Raw genomic sequence first — 851 nt, 5'->3', positions numbered from 1 at the left:
AATCTAATTCTGTCCGACGTCCGATCAGCGGACTGAGGCCACCGGATGAGCGGGCCTGCCAGCGCGTGCGTGGCCGCATCGACACCAGTTCATAGGTCTCGACCGGTTCGGCGACCCCTTTGGCTTTTTCGGATCCTAGTCGCAATGCGCTGATGAAGCCCTTCGCAAGTTGGAAGGTGCCGGACGACAACTTGATCGAGCCAGGGGAAGCAAGCGCTTCCATTCTGGCGGCGAGGTGAACCGTTTTTCCAACGGCGTCGTAGTTCATCGCCAGATTATTACCGATCGAATGAATGATGACCTGTCCGGAATTCAGGCCAATTCTGATACCAATAGAGCGTTGATGCAGACGATTGAATTCGATGATCGCATTTCGTGCAGCCAGTGCTGCGCGGCAGGCCTGGACGGCGTGGTCTTCGCTCGCAATGGGGGCGCCGAAGAGCGCCATGATGCCGTCACCACGCGTCTGATTGACCAGCCCATCGTGCTCATGCACGGCGTCCATCAGCCGCTTGAGCACCGGGCCTATGACTTCCAGCGCTTCCTCTGGGTCCAATTTGTCGATGAGCTCCGTCGACCGCTGGATGTCGGCAAACAGGACGGTGACACGTTTGCGCTCACCCAGCATGGATGTACCGGACCGCATGATACGCTCAGCGAGTTCCGGCGGGATTTGCGATTGCAGGAACGAGAGTGCATGAATGCCAAGCGCAGTTGGAGCAGCCCGTGGCCGCCCACAGCCACCGCAAAAGCGTGCATCCAATTGCATCGTGAATCCGCAATACGCGCATTGGTTCGCGGTATCGTCCAGCAGGTTGTGCCCTTCTTTGGATGCCACCTTTCACCCTTTC

1 protein-coding gene is annotated in these 851 nt (G+C 58.2%); it reads right to left on the bottom strand.

Features of this window, described 5'->3' with window-relative positions; translation table 11 throughout:
• Nucleotides 1-838 (bottom strand): adenylate/guanylate cyclase domain-containing protein (locus CIW50_RS28900; protein ID WP_283808873.1); only part of this gene is annotated, 838 nt, incomplete at its 3' end.
• Nucleotides 839-851 lie beyond the last annotated feature (13 nt).

The sequence above is a fragment of the Tardiphaga sp. P9-11 genome, assembly GCF_008329525.1.
GTDB lineage: Bacteria > Pseudomonadota > Alphaproteobacteria > Rhizobiales > Xanthobacteraceae > Tardiphaga.
The sequence above is the reverse complement of the archived record's forward strand: the minus strand, read 5'-3'. Positions and strand labels throughout refer to the sequence as shown.